The organism is Azobacteroides sp. (SeqCode), assembly GCF_055395615.1.
This window is the reverse complement of record NZ_AP014701.1, coordinates 673,507-697,956: the sequence shown is the minus strand read 5'-3', so window position 1 is coordinate 697,956 and position 24,450 is coordinate 673,507. Positions and strand designations below refer to the sequence as shown.

At 30.0% G+C, this 24,450-nt stretch carries 16 protein-coding genes and 2 tRNA genes; 10 read left to right on the top strand and 8 right to left on the bottom strand.

The annotated features are described in order from the left end of the window. Positions 1-2: 2 nt before the first annotated feature. A complete protein-coding gene (locus ACZ5QM_RS02865; protein WP_464182515.1) occupies positions 3-857 on the top strand; it encodes a zinc ribbon domain-containing protein in 855 nt (284 codons plus the stop codon). A 146-nt stretch (positions 858-1,003) separates the two neighbouring features. Here ACZ5QM_RS02865 and ACZ5QM_RS02860 read toward each other — a convergent pair. The 7 genes from ACZ5QM_RS02860 to ACZ5QM_RS02830 form a co-directional block, all read right to left on the bottom strand. Beyond that, positions 1,004-1,077 (bottom strand) — tRNA-Arg (locus ACZ5QM_RS02860). A gap of 37 nt (positions 1,078-1,114) precedes the next feature. Beyond that, positions 1,115-3,271, bottom strand: coding sequence for a tetratricopeptide repeat protein (locus tag ACZ5QM_RS02855; RefSeq protein WP_464182513.1), 2,157 nt, complete (start codon positions 3,269-3,271; stop codon positions 1,115-1,117). Positions 3,272-3,308: 37 nt separating this feature from the next. After that, a complete protein-coding gene (recA, locus tag ACZ5QM_RS02850; protein ID WP_464182511.1) occupies positions 3,309-4,355 on the bottom strand; it encodes a recombinase RecA in 1,047 nt (348 codons plus the stop codon). Between the two features lie 24 nt (positions 4,356-4,379). Further along, positions 4,380-5,576, bottom strand: coding sequence for a tryptophan synthase subunit beta (trpB, locus tag ACZ5QM_RS02845; RefSeq protein ID WP_464182510.1), 1,197 nt, complete (start codon positions 5,574-5,576; stop codon positions 4,380-4,382). Positions 5,577-5,714: 138 nt separating this feature from the next. After that, a complete protein-coding gene (gene trmD / locus ACZ5QM_RS02840; protein ID WP_464182509.1) occupies positions 5,715-6,380 on the bottom strand; it encodes a tRNA (guanosine(37)-N1)-methyltransferase TrmD in 666 nt (221 codons plus the stop codon). A gap of 1,072 nt (positions 6,381-7,452) precedes the next feature. Next, positions 7,453-7,527, bottom strand: a tRNA-Asp gene (locus tag ACZ5QM_RS02835). Positions 7,528-7,779: 252 nt separating this feature from the next. Next, positions 7,780-8,430, bottom strand: a complete 651-nt coding sequence (locus tag ACZ5QM_RS02830; protein WP_464182507.1) for a LysE family translocator — start codon at positions 8,428-8,430, stop codon at positions 7,780-7,782. A gap of 202 nt (positions 8,431-8,632) precedes the next feature. Between ACZ5QM_RS02830 and ACZ5QM_RS02825 the strand changes: the two genes are divergently transcribed. From ACZ5QM_RS02825 to ACZ5QM_RS02785, 9 genes are all read left to right on the top strand, one after another. Continuing rightward, positions 8,633-10,501, top strand: a complete 1,869-nt coding sequence (locus ACZ5QM_RS02825; RefSeq protein ID WP_464202997.1) for a methylmalonyl-CoA mutase family protein — start codon at positions 8,633-8,635, stop codon at positions 10,499-10,501. A gap of 11 nt (positions 10,502-10,512) precedes the next feature. Beyond that, a complete protein-coding gene (gene scpA, locus ACZ5QM_RS02820) occupies positions 10,513-12,660 on the top strand; it encodes a methylmalonyl-CoA mutase (protein WP_464182505.1) in 2,148 nt (715 codons plus the stop codon). Then, positions 12,653-13,249: a phosphatase PAP2 family protein gene (locus ACZ5QM_RS02815; RefSeq protein WP_464202996.1), complete on the top strand. Its 597-nt coding sequence runs from the start codon at positions 12,653-12,655 to the stop codon at positions 13,247-13,249. The genes scpA and ACZ5QM_RS02815 overlap by 8 nt, the downstream gene beginning before the upstream one ends. Positions 13,250-13,535: 286 nt before the next feature. Beyond that, on the top strand, positions 13,536-15,536 hold the full coding sequence (gene dnaG / locus ACZ5QM_RS02810) for a DNA primase (protein WP_464182502.1): 2,001 nt from the start codon (positions 13,536-13,538) through the stop codon (positions 15,534-15,536). A gap of 29 nt (positions 15,537-15,565) precedes the next feature. Further along, positions 15,566-17,905 (top strand): FtsK/SpoIIIE family DNA translocase, encoded by a 2,340-nt coding sequence (locus ACZ5QM_RS02805; protein ID WP_464182501.1) that lies wholly within the window; start codon positions 15,566-15,568, stop codon positions 17,903-17,905. A 96-nt stretch (positions 17,906-18,001) separates the two neighbouring features. Then, the gene (locus tag ACZ5QM_RS02800) at positions 18,002-18,253 is read left to right on the top strand and encodes a LolA-like putative outer membrane lipoprotein chaperone (RefSeq protein ID WP_464182499.1); all 252 of its coding nucleotides are present in this window, start codon (positions 18,002-18,004) and stop codon (positions 18,251-18,253) included. A gap of 413 nt (positions 18,254-18,666) precedes the next feature. Beyond that, entirely contained in the window at positions 18,667-19,656 is a 990-nt protein-coding gene (gene trxB / locus ACZ5QM_RS02795; protein WP_464182498.1) for a thioredoxin-disulfide reductase, read from the top strand. Positions 19,657-19,676: 20 nt separating this feature from the next. Continuing rightward, positions 19,677-20,855, top strand: a complete 1,179-nt coding sequence (locus ACZ5QM_RS02790; RefSeq protein ID WP_464182497.1) for a pyridoxal phosphate-dependent aminotransferase — start codon at positions 19,677-19,679, stop codon at positions 20,853-20,855. A gap of 1,116 nt (positions 20,856-21,971) precedes the next feature. Beyond that, a complete protein-coding gene (locus ACZ5QM_RS02785; RefSeq protein WP_464182496.1) occupies positions 21,972-22,895 on the top strand; it encodes a transcription antitermination protein NusB in 924 nt (307 codons plus the stop codon). A gap of 9 nt (positions 22,896-22,904) precedes the next feature. Here the strand turns inward: ACZ5QM_RS02785 and ACZ5QM_RS02780 are convergent, their stop codons facing one another. After that, the gene (locus tag ACZ5QM_RS02780; RefSeq protein ID WP_464182495.1) at positions 22,905-24,386 is read right to left on the bottom strand and encodes a succinate CoA transferase; all 1,482 of its coding nucleotides are present in this window, start codon (positions 24,384-24,386) and stop codon (positions 22,905-22,907) included. Positions 24,387-24,450: the final 64 nt, after the last annotated feature.

The window sequence follows — 24,450 nt, the reverse complement described above, 5'->3', positions numbered from 1 at the left end:
TTATGAAAGAATCAGATAAGAAACATTTTATAATAAAAACTCCTAACAGACATACCATAAATTCGAAAGGTTTAACAAAAAAAACCAAGGCTCTTCAAAAAATAAAAAAGGAAGAAGTGAATAATGACAGATTACTTATAGAAGATAAATTGATAAGTCTTTATCATCTTCAATCAGTACTATCGGAAATAGATAAAATAAGAATACTACAGGGCGAACTTCCTTTTGAAGTACAAGATTTAGAAGATGAAGTGGCGGGACTACATCTTCGCATTAAGAATTTTCAAGAGTCTTTATTTGATTTTGAAAAGAAAATTAGCCAAGAAAAAATTAAAATTACTAATTCTAACATTTTAGTCGAAAAATATACACAACAAATAAACAGCGTACGTAACAATCGTGAATACGATAGTCTTTCAAAAGAAATTGAAAGCCAAGAGTTAGATATACAATTAGCCGAAAAATACATTCGAGAGTTTACAGAAAAAATAAAATTTACTGAAGAAGAAATTCAAAAAGGAAAACAATTTCTTAAAGAACGACAAATAGATTTGAATTCTAAAAAAGAAGAGTTGGACAAAATCATTTCCGAAACAAAGATTCAAGAAGATCAGCTAATAGAAAAAGCAAAAAAAATAGAAAAGGTTATTGACGTTCGTATATTGGAATCTTTTAAACGTATTCGCAAAAGAGCAAAGAATGGATTAGCTGTTGTCAATATTCAGCGTGGTGCTTGTGGAGGATGTTTCAACAAAATACCACCGCAAAGACAGTTGGAGATCAAGATGCGAAAGAAAATAATTCCCTGTGAACACTGTGGACGAATTATTATTGACCTGACATTAAAAAGAAATTAGAAAATAAAATTACTGTATCATTAAAGTTACTCTATAACTCTATAACTCTATAACTCTATAACTCTATAACTCTATAACTCTATAGTTTTTAGATTTCAGTAAAGTATTTTCTCAATTATTTACAATCCTTACTAGGGTTATTTTAGTGATCCGAGCGGGATTCGAACCCACGACCAACAGCTTAGAAGGCTGTTGCTCTATCCAACTGAGCTACCGGATCTTTATTTGTTATAACAAATAACAATTTCAAAAAACAACTATAATAAATAACAGGCATCTATGATGAAGGGTATATTTTTTGTTTTTATTCCAGCTTTAACTAAATGAGGAACATCATTAAAAAAAATTTTTGTGAATTCTTCATAAGAGCAATTCCATTTTTCGATTGTTATTCTATATAAGTTTATTGCTCCCTTAATATTTTTTATTGCCAATTGTGCATGACCTGCATTGAAGTAATCCATCATTGTAGGTTTTTTTTCTATAATTTTATTAAAATAATTTATCGCTTGCTGATAACGATTAGTTAAAAGTGAACACCAAGCAATAGGCCTCCATACTTTTTCTTTATTTTCTGTCAAGTATTCTACTTTGAAATAATGTTTCAAAGCTTGCTCAAATTCTCCTATTTCTAAATAACAATGTCCTATATTTAACTGAATAGATAAATTTTCAGGGTTTAATTGTTCCGCCTTTTTGTAATAAAAAAGTGCTTCTTTTGGATTTTTTAGTACACGATGCAGATGTGCCATTTTTTTGAGTGTCCAAGAATTGCTAGTATTTAATAATTCTGCTTTTTGATAAGCATTTAAAGATGCAAAAAGTTGTCCCATCACTTGTAAGCAGTAACCTTTCTTTTGATATAAAACATCACTATTAGGCTCAATTTGTAAAAGTTTATCGTAAATATCTGCTGCTATTTCAAAGTAGTTTTTATTAAAGTAATACTCTCCTATAATAAATAAATCTTTTTTGTTCCCAATCAATTTATTAATAAAAGGAACTTTATAGAATTCTGGTTGAACTTCAAAGATGTCTTCGAAATTCTGTTTTTTTGGATGAAGTTTGTAAAATCGATATAAATCTTGAATATATTGTCTTGTAAAATGATTTATTTTTCGAGATGCATTGAAAAAATCCTCTTTCGTTACATCTTTCATGCTATTTACTTCAGTAGTAAATTGTTTAATCATTATTTCACGAACATTTTTAGACATTTGAGAAATACTCAAATAAAAAGAATACTTATCCGAATTGCACAAAAAAGTAGATGTTTTTAGAATATTAACTAACTGCATTGATTCATGATCATCAATGGCTTCACTTGGAGCAGTAAAAGGAATAAACCAATTGCTGATTTCCCTAAAAAAAGGATAATTTTTCAGATGAATAAATGACGAATGCATTACATCTGCACCTTCTGTTTGCCATTCAGAGATTTTTTGTAATTTTCCTTCTAAGTCCGATTTTTCAATCAAATTATGCCATTCAGGATTTTTATCTTCTATTTCACTATCATTTAATAAGTCCGATATAATAGATTTATTGCTATTTTTTGTTCCTACTTTTTGTATTATTTCTGGAATTAATTCATCAGTTATTTTTCTAGTAATTTTTTCCGTTTCTTTACTTGAAATGAATTGAAGGAGAATTTGACGAATTTTTCTTATAAATTTTGGATTTTCTCCAAGACAATTTAAGCGTTCAATTACTTCTATGTACAAATGAAGGCGATTATTATATTTCCTAAGAAATATAATAATACCTACTAAAGCACGTTCACTAATTCCATTGTATTCATTTTGAGCAGCTTCCAGTAACAAAATAGCTTTCTTCTCATCAAATGTTTCTAGAAGATTAAGAGTAAGAGCAGTAACAATAAGACAAGAAAGATTTTTTTCATTTGACTGGTCTATGATTTTTGTCCATTTATTCTTCTCTTCCATTGTCCAATGATCACTCAACCAAATTCTTTGAAAAATTTTGCGATTTAAACATTCCTTCTCCACTACTTTTTCTTTATCACTTTTATACGAATTAGAAAAAACATTTTTTTTTAATAAAGCATTGATAAGCTCTTCGGAAGTTTCGGATATATGATGATAGGCTCTTCTACGATCATAAAATAGAGAACTATCGTTAGCAGATTTAATCTGCCACAATGCAATATCCGCTATTTGATAAAGAGAACGCAGTAAAGTTTGGTATATTTTTTCTCTTTTGTTGTCTTTGATATTTTCTGCTAAATAATGCAGCATAGTTTTATAAATATCTCTCAATGAGTCTAATTTCTCCTGCAACTGCCAATCTTGAATATAAGAAAGTAACTTCATAAGCAAATCAAAAGCTGATTTTAATTTCTGTTGCTCAATTAATTGAATTACATTATCAAAGCAATTTTGTGCTTCTTGCATTAGGTATAAATGAATTAATTAGTATTTATATCTAAAATTAATGATTGTTTCCATTCCTTAATTTTAATTTTTCAATAATTTGCATTTCAATTTCTTTCATCAGTTCTGAATTATCTTTTAGATAGTCCTTAGAAGCTTCACGCCCCTGTCCAAGTTTAACATCATTGTAACTATACCAACTGCCACTTTTTTTTATAATCTCCAAATCTGTTCCTAAATCTATTAATTCTCCAGTTTTAGAAATACCCTCTCCAAACATAATATCAAATTCAGCTTTACGAAAAGGTGGAGCTACTTTATTTTTTACTACTTTTACTCTTGTTTGATTGCCTTTTACTTCTTCCCCACCTTTAATTACCGAAACTTTACGAATATCAAGGCGGACAGAAGAGTAAAACTTTAAAGCATTTCCTCCTGTAGTCGTTTCAGGATTACCAAATATTACGCCAATTTTGTCTCGTAATTGATTAATAAAAATACAAGTAGTGTTAGTTTTACTAATAGTTGAAGTCAACTTTCGCAACGCTTGTGACATCAGACGAGCTTGCAACCCCATTTTGGATTCTCCCATTTCTCCTTCTAATTCAGCTTTGGGAGTTAAAGCAGCAACAGAATCAATAACAATAATATCTATTGCTGAGGATCGAATCAATTGTTCTGCTATTTCTAATGCCTGTTCCCCAGAGTCTGGTTGAGAAATCCAAAGATTATTAATATCTACATTCAATTTTTCTGCATAAAAGCGGTCAAAGGCATGTTCTGCATCAATAAAAGCAGCAATACCTCCAGTTTTTTGTGCTTCAGCAATAGCGTGAATGGCTAAAGTCGTTTTTCCAGATGATTCTGGCCCATAAATTTCAATAATCCTACCACGAGGATAACCACCTACTCCAAGCGCAATATTTAATGATACAGATCCTGTTGGAATGACTGATATTTCTTCCACAGCATTATCTCCCATTTTCATAATAGAACCTCTACCAAAATTTTTTTCTATTTTGTCTGTTGCTATTTGTAAGGCTTTTAATCTTTCTGCATTAAACAGTATTTGTTCTTTTTCCTTATTACTATCTTTACTATCCATATGGCTTTGTATTTTAAATAAATGTTATATGTTTTTGAAATAAGTTCCCATATCTTTATCACCTCTTCCAGATAGACATACAACAATAACATCATTTATTTTGAATTGCTCCTGTTGAAAAATACTCAGTGCATGGGCAGACTCTAATGCTGGAATAATTCCTTCAAGACGAGTCAACTCAATAGCTGCTGATAATGCTTCGTTATCATTAATGGCTAATACTTTACTACGTCCTTGTTTTGCCATATGAGCATGCATTGGGCCAATCCCTGGATAATCCAATCCTGCTGAAATGGAATAGGGTTCTTCTATTTGCCCATCAGATGTTTGCATTATTAATGTTTTAAATCCATGTATAATTCCAATTTTTCCCAAATGAATAGTAGCCGCAGATTTCCCGGAATGTATTCCTTTGCCAGCAGCTTCGGCAAGAATAATTCTTACACGATCATCATCCAAATATTCGTATATTGTCCCTGCAGCATTACTCCCTCCTCCAATACAGGCAATTAGATAATCCGGGTAATTACGACCTTCCTTTTCTGGTAATTGTGATTTAATCTCTTTACTTATAACTGATTGTAAATGTGCTACTAAGTCTGGATATGGGTGTGGTCCTACAGTTGAACCAATGATATAGTGTGTATCATCTGGATTAGAACACCAATCACGTATAGCCTCATTAGTTGCATCTTTTAACGTCATATTACCGCTTGTAACAGGAACAACAGTTGCACCTAGCATTTTCATTTTTCGTACATTTAAATTTTGTCTGTCTATATCAGTTTTACCCATATAAACGACACATTTCATATTCATCAGAGCACATACTGTAGCTGAAGCTACTCCATGTTGTCCTGCTCCTGTCTCTGCTATTATACGAGTTTTCCCCATTTTTTGAGCCAATAAAACCTGTCCAAGAGCGTTGTTAATCTTATGAGAACCTGTATGATTAAGATCTTCTCTCTTCATATAAATACGACATTTATATTTATCAGATAATCGTTTTGCAAAATATAGAGGAGAAGGGCGACCTGCATAATCACACAAAAGCTTATTGTATTGTTTTATAAATGCTTGGTTTTCTATAATAGATTTATATGCTTTTTGTAATTTATTTACATTTTCGTGAAGAATTTCAGGAATAAAAGTCCCCCCGAATTTTCCATAGTACCCCTTTTCATTAATGTGAAAAGTATTATTTATAATTTTGTTTCGCATTAAACTTACTTTTAGTAATGTTAAGATAATTTTGCTAAAAGTACAAAAAGATCGAATTTAAAGATTAATATTCTTAAGAATACAAGAACAATTGTTAGGATTTTAAAAAAATCCTAACAATGAAAAAAATAGTAAAAATTATAATTCTGGACGCAACCGTTTAGTACGTTCTATAGATTGCTGTAACTCCCAATTTTCGATTTTAGATTTATGCCCTGAAAGCAAAATATCAGGAACACGCCAGCCTTTATAATTGGAAGGACGAGTGTAAACAGGTGACGCCAACAGGTTATCTTGAAAAGAATCAAAAAGAGCTGATTGTTCATTATTGATAACACCTGGAATTAAACGAATAATAGTATCGCATATTACAGCTGCTGCTAATTCTCCACCAGTCAAAACATAATCACCTATAGAAATTTCTCGCGTAATTAAATGTTCTCGAATACGGTAATCTATACCTTTATAGTGTCCACAAAGAATGATTAAATTACAGCACAAAGAAAGACTATTAGCTATTTGTTGATTAAAAATTTCACCATCAGGAGAAGTATAAATTATTTCATCATAATTTCTTTGTGATTGTAATAAAGAGATAGCACGATCAATAGGTTCACACTGCAAAACCATACCTGCACCACCTCCAAAAGGGTAATCATCTACTCGGCGATGTTTATTCGTTGAATATTCTCTCAAAGAATGAATATGAATTTCAGTCATTTTTTTTTGTGACCTTTTTAAAATGGAATATTTAAAAAAGTCTTCTATAATTTCAGGAAGTATAGTAATAATATCTATTCTCATTACAATAACAAATTTATAATAAAGATAGTATGTTATTTTTTGAAATGAATAAAATTAATATGTATCAAAACACTCTTAATATTACTTTCCTTAATTTAGAACTTCTTGATACAATTGTACAACATAGAATTTGACTGAATTAATTATTTTGTATCTAGACGACAGTCATTCCTTACATATAATAAGCTAATAATAGTAATTTCAGTGAAAAGAAAAACAAACCGTTTTTTCAATATACAAAGCTTGTCTTTACACTCTAAAAAATGTTAAAACATTCTACCTAAAAGACACTATGAAAGTTAATCTGAAAAAGAAATGTACAAATTCCATCTATATCACAAAACATGTTAAGTTTTTTGGAAAAAGTGCTCTTATTAAGAGTATCACTGTTAAAGGGTACTTGAACCTCATTGTTTAGCCTAATAAAAGTAAAAAACTAAACATATTGTCATCAACGATGACGGAACAAATTCATAAGAAATTTATCAAAGTGACAAGTGAATTCTAAAACAGAAAACAAAAGCTGAACTTGGATAATTTTGAATAAAAACTCACTTATCTGATTAAGTGAGTAAAACCCAAGATATTTTCATTATTGTACAGATTTGCAGTACAAAATATTTTCAATTGTTCAAAAACTCTGAATACTGCGATAATAATAAAAATAACAAAAAACTAACTTATTCATATAAGTAAATCAAAGTACTAAGTAATAATCTAAAATAAAATTCTAATAAACTGTAATTAGCATTTTTACATTAACTCTATCACTCACCTAAAATATCAATTTTCTATCAAACTTTTTAATGAACAGAAAACAAAATTAAAGTATAAACAATTAAATAAATTATTAATATCCTTAAACTAAAATCAGTAGCCTAAAAAAGAATATTCTACATTCTATCTATATAATATGTTAGGAATCAATTTTTTGTCCAACCCTACAACTATAAAACAATAATTTAACAAGAACACACACAAATAGCTCAGATTCTAGAAATCTGAGTCTCATTACAAAAAACAACCAAAAATTTTGAAAATACTACGTTTCGAAACTTCACTACAATTTCTGCGGTATGGACGGGACTCGAACCCGCGACCCCATGCGTGACAGGCATGTATTCTAACCAAACTGAACTACCACACCGTTATCTATCGAGACAAAAGTATAATTTTAATTTTCATTCTGCAATAATTTATTAAAATATACTATTAATTTTATTTAAACTTATACGCACCAACTCAATAGTTACAACTAAATATGTAGTATTTTGTGACATACTTCAAAATTTGCAGCTTATCAGAATAAGTTTAAAACTAGTTGAAAATCTCTATAGACTACGCAATAAAAATCGAAAAAAATAGATAGTTGTTAACTAAAAATTCGATTGTTTATACTCTACTTTAGTGTGTAAACAATTAATCCAAAAGCTAAAAACATTATAATAATACCAATAATCTTATTCACAATGTATAATCTTCGTATACTGAAAATTCTTCGAAGTTTTGCTACTAAATAAGTAACCATAAACCACCATAGCAAATTGCCTATAAAAATGCAGGACAATCCCAATATCATAACATAAGAACCTTCTCCTACCAAGAGTAAATTGAAACTATTAAATAAACTAATAAATAAAAATAAGACAAAAGGATTAGAAAAAGCTAATAAAAATACAGTCAAAGTATCTTGTGAATGCGAATATGATTTTATTTCTTTTTTCGTTTTTCCAAAATCTACAGAAGGATTTTTCAAAAAAGTATACATACTGAAAGATAGTAATAAAATACTTCCTAAAATTTGTAAAACTAATTGATTTTTTTTTACAAAATCAATTGCAATTCCCATACTTGTGCATGCAATTATTGCATATAGAAAATCTGAAAAAGATGCTCCTAATCCTGAAAAAAAACCATGCCACCTCCCTTTATATAGTGTTCTTTGAATACAAAGCAATCCTACTGGCCCCATAGGAACAGATACCAATATTCCAATGATAACCCCTTTTATTACAATCCAAATAATATTACTATGTACAATATAAAACATAATGTTTCTGTAATTTTTTTTCAGAAATACTATTGACAAAGATTACCCTCATAAATAACTTTTTTCTAAAAAAAAAAGATGATAAAAAGAAAATATGGTTATTTAAAAGTAACCAATTAATTTTAGATAAATTGTTATTGACAAATAAGTGTTAAATTTATTTATTAATTAGTTAATTGTTAGATTTCTGAATATTCATATCATGACTATTTCTAAAGAAAAACTTTTCTCAGAATTCGATCCCATATCTTCTAAAAAATGGAAAGAAAAAATTACCCTTGACCTCAAGGGTGCTAATTTTGAAGAAAAACTAGTTTGGAAAACAAGTGAAGGATTCAGCATAATGCCTTTTTATTGCTCTGAAGACATTGTTAATCTAAAAACAGTTGGATCATTACCAGGAGAATTCCCATACATTCGAGGAACTCGTAGAGATAATAATGAATGGTTTATTCGACAAGACATCATAGTAACTAATTTTTTTGAAGCAAATAAAAAAGCCTTGAATATTTTAAATAAAGGGATTACCTCTTTAGGGTTTAATATTTCAGGAAAAGAAATCAATAAAAAAAATATTGATATTCTCTTATCTAACATTTTACCTCAACACATAGAACTTAACTTTACCACTTGTAATACATTATCTATAAAGCTAATTAATATTTTAGTTGATTATTTTGAAAAAAATAAATACGATCTAACACAAATACATGGTTCTGTCAATATTGATTTTATTGGAATTATACTAAAAGAAAGAATAATTAGAGAAGAATGGATCGAGCAAATGACTATGGCAATAGATGCTGCATCCAAAATGCCTTTTTTTAGAGTTCTCTCTGTCAATGCTTATCTCTTCAGTAATGCAGGTTCCTTTATTACTCAAGAATTGGGGTATGCTTTAGCCTGGGGAAATGAATTACTAAATAAGTTGTCAGAAAAAGGAATTGACCCAATAGTTATCGCTAAAAAAATTAAATTTAATTTTGGCATTAATACAAATTATTTTATGGAAATTGCCAAATTTCGTGCTGCCCGTTGGTTATGGGCAGAGATCGTAAAAGCTTACGAAACAGAATGCCAATGTTATAGTGAAACTAAGATGAATATCTTTGCAAAAACTTCATCTTTTACCCAAACTCTTTATGATACTTATGTTAATCTGCTCCGCACACAAACCGAAGCAATGGCTGCAAGTATTGCAGGGGTGGATTCACTATTAGTTGTTCCATTTGACATTTTTTTTAAAACACCAGACGATTTCTCAGAACGAATTGCTCGTAATCAACAGTTATTATTAAAGGAAGAGTGCCATTTTAATAAAATAATTGACCCATCAGGAGGTTCTTACTATATAGAATCGCTTACAAATTTTATCGCACAAAAAGCATGGAATTTATTTCTTATAACAGAAGAAAATAGCTTTTATGAATTGGTAAAAAAGGGGGATATCCAAACAATTGTAAATGCAAGTGCCAACAAACGGTTTAAAGATGTAGCACAACGTTGCGAAGTGTTATTGGGAACAAATCAATTCCCGAATTTTTCAGAAAAAATTTCCAACAAAATCAAGAAGACTGTAAATGAGCCATTTATTAATGATTGTCATTCTTATGAAGATAGAACAATTTCAATTCTAAGTACTAAGCGTCTAAGTGAAGAATTTGAAATTCTACGTTTATCTACTGAAAGATCCGGTAGAGAAATAAAAGCATTTATGCTAACCATCGGGGATTTGGGCATGCGTTTGGCTCGTTCTCAATTTTCTTCTAATTTTTTAGCATGTGCTGGTTATAAAGTGATTGACAATTTCGGTTTTAAAACGGTGGTACAAGGTGTCAAAGCTGCTAAAAAAGCAAAAGCTGATATTATTGTGCTCTGTTCAAGTAATGATGAATATGCAGTTTTTGCTCCAGAAGCTCATAGGTTAATCCTTGATAAGGAAATCCTAATTATCGCAGGAACTCCTGTTTTTATAGAAACCTTGAAGAAACAAGGAATTAGAAATTTCATAGATATAAAAAGTAATGTTTTGGAAACTCTACAACATTTTAATAAATTATTGAACATTTGATTCCAAAAATTATGAAACCTAACTTCAAAAACATCGATATCAAATCACCTGGATTCGTAATAGAAGACACTACTAAATGGGTCAAAAAAAATAATATTAAAATTGATTGGAATACTCCGGAAAAAATTACTGTTAAGTCAATCTATACTAAAGATGATTTAAAAGGAATGGAACATTTGGAGTATGCTTCTGGAATTCCGCCTTTTTTGAGAGGACCTTATTCTGGAATGTATCCTATGCGTCCTTGGACTATTCGACAATACGCCGGATTCTCTACTGCTGAAGAATCCAATGCATTTTACAAAAAAAATCTAGCATCTGGACAAAAAGGATTATCAGTTGCTTTTGATTTAGCAACTCATAGAGGATATGACGCTGACCATCCGCGTGTAATGGGTGATGTAGGTAAAGCTGGAGTCTCAATCTGTTCCATTAAAGATATGAAAATGTTATTTGATGGAATTCCACTTAAAGATATGTCTGTTTCTATGACTATGAACGGAGCTGTCCTTCCTATTCTAGCATTTTATATCAATGCAGGTTTAGATCAAGGAGCTAAATTGGAAGAGTTAACAGGAACTATTCAAAATGATATATTAAAGGAATTTATGGTTCGGAATACTTATATTTATCCACCTAAATTTTCTATGCGTATTGTTGCTGATATTTTCGAATATACTTCAAAAAAAATGCCAAAATTCAATTCTATTTCTATTTCTGGGTACCATATGCAAGAAGCAGGAGCTACTGCTGATATTGAATTAGCCTATACCCTTGCTGATGGAATGGAATATTTAAAAACTGGAATTGAGGCTGGAATTGATGTAGACGCTTTTGCTCCTCGTTTGTCATTTTTTTGGGCAATAGGGATGAATCATTTTATGGAAATTGCTAAAATGCGTGCTGGACGTTTACTATGGGCAAAAATTGTAAAAAGTTTTGGTGCCAAAAACCCAAAATCTCTTGCTTTACGAACACATAGTCAAACTTCTGGTTGGTCGTTAACTGAACAAGATCCTTTCAATAATGTTGGGAGAACTTGTATAGAAGCAATGGCTGCAGCTTTGGGCCACACTCAGTCTCTACATACTAATGCTTTAGACGAAGCCATTGCTCTCCCTACTGATTTTTCAGCACGTATTGCTCGCAATACACAAATTTACATTCAAGAAGAAACTTATATAACCAAAGAAATAGATCCATGGGCAGGATCTTATTATGTAGAATATTTAACTCAAGAATTAACAAATAAGGCTTGGATTTTAATACAAGAAATTCAAAAATTAGGAGGTATGGCAAAAGCTATAGAAACTGGCATCCCTAAGATGCGCATTGAAGAAGCAGCTGCAAAAACTCAGGCTCGCATCGATTCTGGTAATCAAACAATAATTGGTGTCAACAAGTATCGCTTAGAAAAAGAAGATCCAATTGATATTTTAGAAATTGATAATACAGTTGTACGTTTACAACAAATTAGACGTTTAAATGAACTGAAAGCTAAACGAAATAATAGTATTGTACAAGAGAAGTTGAATGCAATTACTCATTGTGCTGAAACAAGAAAAGGGAATTTATTGAGTCTAGCTGTTCAAGCAGCAAAAGTCTGTGCGACTTTGGGCGAAATATCATATGCCTGTGAAAAAGTATTCGGAAGATATAAAGCAATAATTAAAACTATTTCAGGTGTGTATTCATCGGAAACAAAAGAAAATGCTGCTTTTCTAAAAGCACAAGAATTAGTATCTAAGTTTGCTAAAAAAGAAGGTCGGCAACCTCGTATTATGATTGCAAAAATGGGGCAAGATGGTCACGATCGTGGAGCTAAAGTGGTTGCAACTGGTTATGCTGATTGTGGATTTGATGTAGATATTGGCTCATTGTTTCAAACACCAGAGGAGGCTTCTCGTCAAGCAGTGGAAAACGATGTTCATGTATTAGGTATATCTTCTCTAGCTGCAGGTCATAAAGTTTTGATACCACAAGTAATTGCAGAATTGAAAAAATTAGGTAGAGAAGATATTTTTGTAGTTGCAGGAGGTGTAATACCTGCACAAGACTACGATTTTTTATATAAAGCAGGTGTGGCTGCCATTTTTGGTCCAGGAACCCCAATAACATTAGCTTCTATAACTATTTTAGAACTTTTACTAAATGATTGAGACGCTTTGTCATATACTCAAACAAGAGATACAATGGGAAAAAAAAATATTTTTCCTCTTAAATGGAAGTAGATGTGTTTTTTTTGATTATTTTTTTTGGCTATGTTCTTGTTCGTGGGTAGAAACTTGTATCTATGTTAGCTGTTTGTGGTTCTTTTTGCATAAGAAAAATTACAAAGAAATCTTATTAATAATATTATCAGTTACTTTGATTTTTCTTTTATGTGATATAATTTCCTCTGATTTTTTTAAACCAATTTTCCACCGTTTGCGTCCCACTCATTATCCTAATTTTAAAGAGCAAGTGAACGTTGTTTTCGGATACCGAGGAGGAGCTTATGGGTTTATTTCTGGCCATACCACTAATGCTTTTGGATTTGCAATGCTTACAGCTCTCATTCTTAAAAACTATTTCTATACAGGAATAATTTTACTATTCGCTTGCCTTATTGGATATTCTCGTATTTATTTAGGTGTGCATTTTATCTCAGATGTTTTAGCAGGAGTATTTGTAGGCCTATTATTAGGATATGCGGTTTATAATTTATATAAACTATACCAAGTATATTTTTTAAATATAGAAAAATAAGTCTACGAAAAGATGAATTACCCAGCAATAGTCACTTTATTATTTTAGAAATAAATCTCTTCAGAAGAGACAATAAGGAACTATGAAATAATAGCCAATCTGGTATGTGTATTCAAATTGACTCTATTTCTAAAAGGGGGATAGAGTAATGTTTAAGATGTATCATGTGTTCTGCTGTTTTTAAAAAAAATCTTTGTTCTTTTTAGAAAATCACAATACATCTACATATGTTACAAATCTTAATAGACTTAGAAGCTCCATTATTATATTTTTCTACATTTGTACAATGATCGACTATCTCACCATAAAACGTATTCAATCTGCATCACAAATTTATGAAGTTGTTTCTGATTTTATTAGTCTAAGGAAACGAGGAGCCAATTATGTAGGTCTATGCCCTTTTCACGAAGATAATACTCCTTCCTTTTATGTTTCACCTTCTAAAAATATTTGCAAATGTTTTGCTTGTGGGGAAGGTGGCACACCAATTCATTTTATAATGAAACACGAACAGCTTTCATATCCGGAAGCCTTGAAATATTTAGCAAAAAAATATGACATCAAAATTCATGAAGTAGAAATAAATGATGAACAAAAACAGGTTCAAAATATTCGTGAAGCAATGTTCATTCTTAATAATTTTGCTCAAAAAATATTTTTTATTAATCTTTTCAATACAAAAGAAGGACAATCAATAGGACTTTCTTATTTTCAGGAAAGAAATTTCAAGGAAAATATTATACAAAAATTTCAACTTGGATATGCCAATTCTCAGAGTGATTCACTTACAAAAAGTGCTCTAAAAACTGGGTACAAACAAGAATATCTTGAAAAAACCGGGTTAAGTATTGTAGGAGAGAATACTTACATTGTCGACCGTTTTAGAGAAAGAGTCATTTTCCCTATTCATACTTTATCAGGAAAAATAGTTGCTTTTGGTGGACGTATCTTAAAAAAAGGGAAAAAAACAATTAAATATATAAACTCTCCAGAGAGTGAAATATACCATAAAAGTAATGAACTTTATGGTATCTATTTTGCTCGTCAAGCAATAGTAAATCAAGACAAATGTTATTTAGTAGAAGGATATACCGATGTTATTTCTATGCATCAAGCAGGTATAGAAAACGTAGTTGCCTCTTCCGGAACAGCTTTAACACAAGGACAAATTCGACTGATTCAACGTTTTACTAAAAATATAACCATACTTTACGATGGAGATAGTGCGGGGATTAAAGCAGCTCTACGAGGTATTACTATGCTATTAAAATTTAGTTTAAATGTAAAAATTGTGCTACTTCCATCGGGTGAAGACCCAGACTCTTTTTTACAAAAACAATCAGCTTTTTATTTCAAAGACTATATCAATAGTAATGAGACAGATTTTGTCAAGTTTAAGGTTAATTCATTAGTTCAAAATGCAGGTGATGATATTTCAAAAAAAACAAATACTATCGCTGAAATAGTATCTACCATTGCACAAATCCCAGAAGAAATTATTCGTTTAGTTTATGTAAAAGACTGTTCTCATTTATTAGATATAGATGAACGCCTCTTAATATATGAAGTTGCAAGGAAAAGAAAAGAATTACTTATCCAAAATGAAAAAAATAATAAAATACATCAACAAAAAATAGAAAAACAAAATATATCTAATAATCCGTTATTTTTTGGAAAAAATACAAATCAATTTTCTCTTTTTTATGAATATGAAAAAGATATTATATACTATGTAGTCCGTTACGGAGAACAATACCTTCATTATGAATACAAAAATGAAAATACAAATAAACTAAATTCAATTGACTTAAATGTAATTGAATTTATCGTCTCTGATTTGGAAGAGGATGAAATAGAATTAAATCATCCATTATATAAAAGAATGCTGAAAGAAGGATATGAGAAATGTAAAAAAAGTAATTTTATTGCAGAAGAATACTTTAAAACCCATTCAGATATAGAAATAAGTTATTTTGCTGTTAGTATTTCAACTGATCGATATATTGAAAGTAAGATTTATTTCAAGGACAATAAAGAAAAGTCAAGATATAAAGAACAAATAGGAAAAAACAAAATGTTATTAAAAGAAATTCCTTACGTAATGTTGAATTACAAAGATGCAATATTAAAATATCATATGGAATCTATAAGTAAACAAATCAAGTTAGCTGAAAAAGAAAATGACTCTGATAAACAGAATAAATTAACTCTACAATTCAATGAATTATTGAAATTGAAAAAAACTATCTCTTTACGCCTACGTGAAAGAATAATTACCAAAATATGACATAATTTTATGTCTAGAAATTGTTATTTATGGTACAAAAGAAATTCACAACGAAAAAAACGAGTGCAAACATTGGATTTTTTAAAATTAAAGCGTTTTTCCAAAGTAATGTCACACATTATCTCATAGGATTAATTATTTTAATATTAGTAGTATATGCTAGCATTTCAATGATTTCATTCTTTTTTACAGGCAATGTTGACCAAAGTAAAATAGAAAGACTTTCTTTATTTCATTCTAAAACTGTAGAAGAAGTTGAGAACTGGGCAGGGTTGCGTGGTGCTATTTTAAGTGACATTTTAATGAATGAATGGTTTGGAATACCAACATTCTTTTCATTACTGTTTATTGCTTTTATAGCTTTGCGACTAATGAAGGTGTATTATACGCATTTAATGCGTAGTTTTATCTTATGTTCTTCATTAACTATCTGGCTATCTGTAGCACTTACTTTTTTCTTTGGAAATTTTTTTCGAGAAACAACTTTATATATAGGAGGAAAGCATGGATTTGTTATTTCTAATATGTTAATTCATAATTTTGGCATACCAGGTGCTTTTTCAATTATCATTCTATTTTTTATTGTGTTTATGACAATTGTTGACACAAACACTATCCCTTTTCTGATAAATCTTAAACAGAGCAATAAAAATAAGATAAACTCATCAGCAATTAAAAAAACTAAAATAGAAGTTAATCCGAATATTTCAGTATCTCAAGTAAAAGAAAATTTTGAAATAGTTAATCCAAAAGAAGAAGAAAGTATCGTTTTTGAAACAAAAAAAGAAAACGATACTTTTTCTACAAAAACGAATAAAAATAATGAATACAAAAACGATACTTTAAATAAGTTAATAGCATATGATCCAACTTTGGAATTGCCTAATTATCATTATCCTCCAATAGATTTATTGAAAGAATACGGTATTTCTGAACTAAAAATTAATATGGAAGAACAAACAGCCAATAAAAATAAAATTCTTTCCACACTTGATAGCTTTGGGATAAAAATATCTATGATAAAAGCCACTATAGGATCAACTGTTACTTTATATGAAATTCAACCTGAAGCGGGAGTTCGTATTTCAAAAATAAAAAGTTTAGAAGATGATATCGCATTAAGACTATCAGCTTTAGGAATTCGAATTATTGCCCCCATACCTGGCAAAGGCACAATAGGTATAGAATTACCCAATCGAGATCCCCAAACTGTTTCTATACGATCAGTTATCACATCTAAAAAATTCCAAGAAGCTAAATTTGATTTACCCATTGCCTTAGGAAAGACGATTACCAATGAAACCTTTGTTTTTGATCTTTGCGAAATGCCTCATTTACTTGTAGCTGGAGCGACAGGACAAGGAAAATCTGTTGGATTGAATACTATCATTACGTCATTACTTTATAAAAAGCATCCGGCTTTATTGAAATTTGTTCTCATTGATCCTAAAAAAGTAGAATTTAATATTTATTCCATAATAGAAAAACATTTTCTCTCCAAATTAGAAAATGAAGAAGAACCTGTTATTACGAATGTAAATAAAGTTGTTCAAACACTTAAGTCTTTAACCAAAGAAATGGATGATCGCTATAATCTATTAAAAAAAGCACATGCTCGTAATATTAAAGAGTATAATGAAAAATTTGTAAATCGACTTCTTAATCCTCAAAAAGGGCATCGGTATATGCCTTATTTTGTAGTGATCATAGATGAATTTGGAGATTTAATTATGACTGCAGGAAAAGAGATAGAACTCCCAATTGCTCGTATAGCTCAATTGGCACGTGCTGTAGGGATACATATGATTATTGCCACTCAACGACCTTCTGTAGGTATTATCACAGGAGTCATCAAAGCGAATTTTCCTGCTCGCATAGCGTTTCGTGTTTCAGCAATGGTAGACTCTCGTACTATTCTTGATACTTCAGGGGCTAATCAGTTGGTCGGGAAAGGAGATTTACTGTTTTCTCAAGGGAATGATTTAATTCGTGTCCAATGTGCTCTTGTGGATACTTCAGAAATAGAAAAAATAGCTAAATACATTGGTCATCAGCAAGGATATTTTAGTGCAGAAATTTTACCTAAATATGTCGACGAAGATAATACTGAAAAATTGGGAATAAAAGATTTACCAAATCGAGACCCTTTGCTTAAAGATGCCGCTAGATTAATAGTTATTCATCAACAAGGTTCTACCTCTCTTATTCAGCGTAAATTCGAGGTTGGGTATAATCGTGCTGGACGATTAATGGATCAATTAGAAGCTGCAGGAATTGTAGGAGCTGCACAAGGAAGCAAGGCACGCGAAGTACTTATTAATGATGAATATAACTTAGAACTAATTCTTAATAGAATCCCAACTCAGTAAATATTTAATATATATTCAGAATAATGAAAATTATATTGTTATTATTTATTTTTCCTTCGTCTATTTCTCTACAAAATAATAATATAAATATTAAAGATGTTATATAAATCTTCTAAAGTTTTTAAGCGAGTTAAATCTATATCTATCTACTTCACAGTAAAAATTATAGGAGATTTACATAACAAAGTGGACGAAAATTTTGATTGGAAAATAGATATAAAAGGTAATAAATTCCATTTAACTACATCATCAAATATAGAAATATGGTTTAATGGAAAAAATCAATGGATGTTATATAAAAAATTTGAGGAAGTTAATATTACTCAATCTGCTGGAAAAAAATTTTAGAATTAAATCCAATAAATATTTTCAATGAATATAAAAATGGATGGGAATACAAAGACAATGGGTGGAAAAAAAGTTTAAATAAAATTTAATACAAGAAATAGAATTGATACCACAACAAATAAGAAACAAGAATATTAGCAATAATTATGATACAAATTAATCCCAATAATTTTATGCCTACAAAAATTTGTATTTTTTTTAAAAGTAAAATTAGAGGTATCATTTACTTTAATAAGTATAAAAAAAATACAAATTTCTCAGATCAATACTTCACTTTCGACAAAAGCAAATATCCGAATGTAGAAATAATAGATTTGAGGTAAGTTGTAAAATCATGCAATTAAATATAATTAGTATATAATTATATTTATTGAAGAGTATAGACAATATGAACTAATATATCAGAATAATATATGAGACAAAATGAAAATAGAAAATTATTCGTTCAAAACGAAGAACGGATAAAATGCTTGATAATTGGATCCGGTCCAGCTGGGTATACTTCAGCAATTTACACGGCTCGTGCTAACTTACTGCCAATTCTTTATGAAGGTCCTCAACCAGGAGGACAATTAACCACTACTTCTGAAATTGAAAATTTCCCTGGATATCCTGATGGAATTACAGGTAATGAAATGATGGAAAATTTTAAGAAACAAGCACGAAAATTTGGTACTGATATTCGTAAAGGAATAGTTACAGCTTGTGATTTATCTCAAAACCCATATAAAATTATTATTGATAGCAAACAAACAATAATAACAGATACATTAATAATTTGTACAGGTGCTATATCAAAACATTTAGGTTTACCTGAAGAAAAGAAATATGCTGGGAAAGGAGTTTCTGCTTGTGCCGTATGTGATGGATTTTTCTACCGAAAAAAAATAGTTGCCATAGTAGGTGGAGGAGATTCAGCATGTGAGGAAGCTCTGTATTTATCAAGCATGGCAAATAAAGTATATCTAATTGTAAGAAAAAATTACTTAAGTGCCTCTCAAATTATGCAAAATAGAGTATTAAGCCATCCAAAAGTAAGAATATTTTTCAATACAAATGTAATAGGACTATTTGGAGAAGAATTCGTAAGAGGTGCTCATTTAATTGAATATGAGGGAAAAACTAATGAAAAAAAAATGGATATAGCTATCGATGGTCTTTTTTTAGCCATTGGACATAAGCCAAATTCAGAAATTTTTAAAAAATATATTTTTACCGATGCAAATCACTATATTAAAACTCAATGTGGTACCACTAAAACCAACTTACCAGGAATTTTTGCAGCAGGAGATGTTGCTGATAATAATTATCAGCAAGCTGTTACAGCAGCAGGTTCAGGTTGTATTGCTGCAATTGAAGCAGAACGATATTTAAATAAAATGAAACATCATCGTATTAATTAAATTGTTTATATAACTTTATCATGATATCCAATCGTTTATCTGCCTTGTCTCCTTCTGAGACATTGGCAATGTCTCAGAAAAGTAGTGAATTGAAAACACAAGGTATTGATGTTATCAATTTAAGTGTAGGAGAACCTGATTTTTCTACTCCTAATTTTATTAAAGAAGCTGCTAAAAAGGCAATTGATGAAAATTATTCTTTTTACTCTCCTGTTTCAGGTTATCTTTCTTTAAGAAATGCAATTGTTAGGAAATTAAAACGAGAAAATAACTTAAATTACAAATCAGAACAGATTGTTTGTTCTAATGGTGCAAAACAATCTGTATGTAATGTACTTCTATCTATTATAAATAGCGGAGATGAAGTAATCGTTCCTGCACCCTACTGGGTTAGTTATATAGAAATGATTAAATTGGCTGAAGGAACTAGTATTATTATTCCTTCAAATATTGAGCAAGATTTTAAAATTACGCCTACTCAATTAGAGGCTGTTATTAGTAATAAGACAAAAGCAATTATTCTTTGCTCTCCTTCTAATCCTACTGGAAGCGTTTATTCTCAAGAAGAACTAAAAGATTTATCCGAAGTGTTAACAAAATATCCGAACATAATCATTATTTCTGATGAAATCTATGAACATATTTCTTATGTAGGAAAACATGAAAGTATCGCACAATTTGAAACTGTACAAGACAGAGTAGTAATTGTCAACGGAGTATCTAAAGCTTATGCAATGACAGGTTGGAGATTAGGATGGATAGCTGCTCCCATTTGGATAGCTTCCGCTTGTAACAAATTACAAGGCCAATATACATCGGGAGCAAGTTCTATTGCTCAAAAGGCAGCTGAAGCTTCCTATAATGGCACTTTAGACTGTGTAAAAACTATGTGTAGAATTTTTGAACGAAGACTCAATTTGATGATGGATCTTTGTCTAGACATTCCAGGATTCAAAATAAATCGTCCACGAGGTGCTTTTTACCTGTTTCCTGATTGTTCGGAATATATAAGCAAATCGTTTCGAGGAAGAAAAATAGAAAATTCTGTCGATTTAGCAATATATCTTTTGGAAGAAGGACACGTAGCATCTGTAGCAGGTGCTGCTTTTGGTGCTCCCAATTGTATTCGTTTCTCCTACGCTATTAGCGACGAAAGATTAATAGAGGCAATGCAAAGAGTAAAAAGTGTCTTACAATAAGTTTTATTTTCATAAATAATTTCGAATATGAAAATCTCCTGACATGCTTATTATTATAATCTCTTGCTATAATAAACTTAATGTAATAATTAATACCTATTATATTTCTTTATTTGTTATTCAAAAACGTAATCATATTTCGTATAAGGAATTGAGATTTTTTTTAAAAAAAACCTTTTATTTTATCTCACATCAATGTATATAGAAAATTTTCCAAGGAATCGAACAGAAGCTTGGGATTATCTAAAAAAATAAGTTTGAATAAATCAGATAAACTTCCAAAAAAAAAAGAAAAACAAATGGTATTATCTTCAGTTTAAATATTATTTATACTATAAAACAGCAGTTATTTAACGGAAAAATTATCATTATTTTAAGTACCTTCATTTAAAATTACTTACCATTCGATTCCATCATTCAGTAAAAATTTACCTCAAAATACTTTGAGATAAATAACAAAAGACTATAAAAATATCTACATTATTATATTTAACACTGAGGTACATACCTTTCTCGTATTTTCCCCTTATAACTCACACTTACAGGTAAAAAATTTACTTGTAAGTGTGAGTTATAAGGGGAAAAACAAGCAAAAGAAGATTTTTATTTTTTATTTACAAAAAGTTTTCCAATTAGGAAATACAAAATTTTTTGATATAACTTTGCATCTATCTATTTGTATGAATGGTCAGGTGTATTATTTTTTTTGAAACGAAAAAAACAGTAGAGAAACGAACGAATGAACAAAAATTATTTGTTCATTAACAAATAAGATTTTTTACTAATTAGAAATTTTTTAGACAAAAAATCATTTAACCTACCCAGTAATGAAATAAAACGTGTATTAGTTATACTGTTTTTTCTTTGTATTCCTCTTTGATGTACTGTAACTTTTTGAGTAAAAAAGAAAAAATCAATCAACATACAACTATGCTAAACAATTTCCGAAAAAATATTTTAATTGTTTTATGTATTTGGGATATTAAAACACCTCCTCTTTTGTATAAACACTTAATTTCCATCTAAAGCAGGATATGAAAAATTACTAATAACTAAAAAGTAATTCCTTTGTTTTTTATGATATTTTTATTATATTTTTTTAAATATCTTAATAATATGATTGATCGTACTTTTATTCGTACTAAAGTACTACAAATTCTATATGCTAATCACCAAAAAGGGAATAAAGACCTAAAAGCAGTAGAAAACGAATTAAATTTTAGTTTACAAAAAACATATCATTTATATCATTATCTCCTTATCCTTATTATTGAACTTACAAATGCTGAACAAAAAAATTTAGACAAACTAAAACATAAACATTCTCTTACCAAGAGAGAAGAATATTTAAGCGAAAAGTTCGCCAACAATCAATTGGTAAAACAACTGCAAAATTACCCTGCCCTTATAAAATTTATCAATAAACATGCTAATTTGGTTCAACCCAATAATGAAATTAACCTTATCAAACCTTTACTTAACGAAATTAAGCAATCTGACAGTTACAAAAAATATGTTTCTCTAGATAGTGTTTATAAAAACAATTACGAATTTTGGAAAACTATTTTTATAAACATTATCTTAAAAAGCCAAATAGTATTCGATTGGTTAGAGCAAAAAAGCATCTATTGGAATGACGATTTGGAAACAATTACTGTATTCGTATTAAAAACTCTCAAACTATTTCAAAAAAAATCTAATCCTATGTGCGCTATATTTCCAATGTTTAAAGATAATACAGTCCCCAAATATGCTGTACAACTCTTATATCATTCAATAATAGAAGCAAAAAAAAATTCCAATTTAATTAATGAACAAACGAAAAATTGGGATAAGGAACGAATAGCTTTACTAGATCTTATCATTATGCAAATGGCTCTTGCTGAAATCAATAATTTCCCCTCTATCCCTTTAAAAGTGACTTTAAACGAATACATTGATCTAGCACGATATTATAGCACTCCTAAAAGTACTTCTTTCGTCAATGGAATATTGCAGGCAGTTGTCTCCTCATTAAAAATAAACAAAATTAATTTTTAATAGAATAAATTACCAGCGTACATTTCTCATATCCCCTGTTTTATTAAAAGTATCATGGAAAGATAAAGCAGCAGCAACATTTTGAGGAGTATGCCCTTTTTGCCCAAGTTTTAAATACTTCCATAAAATATCTTTATACTGATTATCAACACAATTAGCTATTATTGTTTCTGCTCGTTGAACGGGAGAAAATCCTCGCAAGTCAGCTATACCATGCTCCGTAACCAAGATTTTAACAGAATGCTCACTATGATCCACATGTGATACCATAGGTACAATAGAAGATATTCTACCATTTTTAGCTGTTGAAGGTGTAGTAAAAATAGAAAGGTAGGCATTTCTACAAAAATCACCACTTCCACCGATACCATTCACCATTTTAGTCCCTACTATATGTGTAGAATTAATATTCCCAAAAATATCTGCTTCCAAAGCAGTATTAATAGAAATTAACCCCAAACGTCGAATTATTTCTGGATTATTGGATATTTCTTGTGGACGAAGTAAAAATTTTTGCTTAAAAAAATCCAATTTAGCATATACTTCATCCAACACAGGTGTAGTAAGCGAAAGCGAACAACCACTTGCAAATTTAACCCTGCCTTCCTTCATCAATCCGATAACGGCATCTTGAATTACTTCCGTATAGATTTCAAAAGCGGGAATCTCTTCATTTGACCCCATAGCTTCCAACACTGCATTCGCAACATTTCCTACTCCTGATTGTACTGGCAAAAAAGAAGAAGGTATTCGTCCCAATTTCATCTCCATATACAAAAAGTTAGCCACATTTTTACCTATTTGTTCTGTTAACTCATCTAATGGAGTAAATGGACGTATTTCATTAGGAAGATTAGTTTCAATAATTCCTACTATTTTTTTAGGATTTATCTGCATATATGGAACCCCTATCTTATTACTTACAGAATATATTGGAATTTCCCTACGAAAAGGTGGGTCAATAGGTTCATAAATATCATGTATACCAGCTAATTCTTTGGGATGGTACTGATTCAATTCTATGATAATTTTATCAGCTAAATGAGCTATGGTAGGAGCTATGCCAACGGCAGAAGTAAGAACAATTTTACCACTTTTAGTAATATCACAAACTTCTAAAATAGCATAATCAGGTTTAGGAAGAAACCTATAACGCAAATATTGTGTAAGCTCAGAAATATGTAAATCAAAATAATGCATATCATGATTATTTAACGCTTTTCTTGAATCTACATTAGATTGATAAGGAGTACGGAATTTAATAGCATTAACACGAGATAACACTCCATCAACAGACTCTCCCGTAGAAGCTCCAGTATACAATCCTACCTTAAAAGGCTTCCCTTTAATATGTTCTACCTCTATCTTTGCAGCCAAAGCTTTTGTCACAGACTTAGGGCAACCAGTTGCAGTAAAGCCACTCAAACCAATTACATCATTATTTTTAATTAATCCTGCAGCCTCTTCAGCTGTCATTTTTCTATAAGTCATACTATTTAATAAAATCAAGAAAACACCTACCTCACATTCATTATAAAAGCAGTAACATTATAAA

What these genes read in the sequence shown, in the direction of transcription:
- ACZ5QM_RS02865 (WP_464182515.1), top strand. Translation starts at nt 3, where the DNA reads ATGAAAGAATCAGATAAGAAACATTTTATAATAAAAACTCCTAACAGA.
- ACZ5QM_RS02855 (WP_464182513.1), bottom strand. Translation starts at nt 3,271, where the DNA reads ATGCAAGAAGCACAAAATTGCTTTGATAATGTAATTCAATTAATTGAG.
- recA (WP_464182511.1), bottom strand. Translation starts at nt 4,355, where the DNA reads ATGGATAGTAAAGATAGTAATAAGGAAAAAGAACAAATACTGTTTAAT.
- trpB (WP_464182510.1), bottom strand. Translation starts at nt 5,576, where the DNA reads ATGCGAAACAAAATTATAAATAATACTTTTCACATTAATGAAAAGGGG.
- trmD (WP_464182509.1), bottom strand. Translation starts at nt 6,380, where the DNA reads ATGAGAATAGATATTATTACTATACTTCCTGAAATTATAGAAGACTTT.
- ACZ5QM_RS02830 (WP_464182507.1), bottom strand. Translation starts at nt 8,430, where the DNA reads ATGTTTTATATTGTACATAGTAATATTATTTGGATTGTAATAAAAGGG.
- ACZ5QM_RS02825 (WP_464202997.1), top strand. Translation starts at nt 8,633, where the DNA reads ATGACTATTTCTAAAGAAAAACTTTTCTCAGAATTCGATCCCATATCT.
- scpA (WP_464182505.1), top strand. Translation starts at nt 10,513, where the DNA reads ATGAAACCTAACTTCAAAAACATCGATATCAAATCACCTGGATTCGTA.
- ACZ5QM_RS02815 (WP_464202996.1), top strand. Translation starts at nt 12,653, where the DNA reads ATGATTGAGACGCTTTGTCATATACTCAAACAAGAGATACAATGGGAA.
- dnaG (WP_464182502.1), top strand. Translation starts at nt 13,536, where the DNA reads ATGATCGACTATCTCACCATAAAACGTATTCAATCTGCATCACAAATT.
- ACZ5QM_RS02805 (WP_464182501.1), top strand. Translation starts at nt 15,566, where the DNA reads ATGGTACAAAAGAAATTCACAACGAAAAAAACGAGTGCAAACATTGGA.
- ACZ5QM_RS02800 (WP_464182499.1), top strand. Translation starts at nt 18,002, where the DNA reads ATGTTATATAAATCTTCTAAAGTTTTTAAGCGAGTTAAATCTATATCT.
- trxB (WP_464182498.1), top strand. Translation starts at nt 18,667, where the DNA reads ATGAGACAAAATGAAAATAGAAAATTATTCGTTCAAAACGAAGAACGG.
- ACZ5QM_RS02790 (WP_464182497.1), top strand. Translation starts at nt 19,677, where the DNA reads ATGATATCCAATCGTTTATCTGCCTTGTCTCCTTCTGAGACATTGGCA.
- ACZ5QM_RS02785 (WP_464182496.1), top strand. Translation starts at nt 21,972, where the DNA reads ATGATTGATCGTACTTTTATTCGTACTAAAGTACTACAAATTCTATAT.
- ACZ5QM_RS02780 (WP_464182495.1), bottom strand. Translation starts at nt 24,386, where the DNA reads ATGACTTATAGAAAAATGACAGCTGAAGAGGCTGCAGGATTAATTAAA.